Origin of the sequence: Shewanella sp. SG44-2 (genome assembly GCF_014164215.1) — a bacterium.
GTDB lineage: Bacteria > Pseudomonadota > Gammaproteobacteria > Enterobacterales > Shewanellaceae > Shewanella > Shewanella frigidimarina.
The window spans coordinates 1-376 of sequence record NZ_JACJEU010000086.1; the positions used below are offsets into that span (position 1 = coordinate 1).

The window sequence follows — 376 nt, forward strand, 5'->3', positions numbered from 1 at the left end:
GACTGGGGTGAAGTCGTAACAAGGTAGCCCTAGGGGAACCTGGGGCTGGATCACCTCCTTACCTATACGACTAACTCAATACCTAAAGTGCAGCGATGCATGTGAGTGTTCACACAGATTACTTGTTAACTTCTTCGGAAGTAGAGTGAAACACACCGCTTGCCGGTTAAGTGTTGTTCTTTAAAAATTTGGAAAGCTGATAGTACTAACTAAAGGCCCATGGATGATGATTCGTTGTCGTTTGTGTGATCACGTTAGTGCGAAAAACGTTAATGCGAAAGCATTAACACTTGAGTTCTCAAAACACTGTTTAAGTGTCTTGAATATTCTAAAAAACTAAGGCGAGTCCACTTCCTACCCTGGAGGTGAGACAAGT

General features: G+C 42.8%; 1 rRNA gene. It reads left to right on the top strand.

Annotated features, from left to right (window positions below):
• Positions 1-61 (top strand): 16S ribosomal RNA (locus tag H5181_RS20385); the annotation flags it as partial.
• Between the last annotated feature and the right edge of the window lie 315 nt (positions 62-376).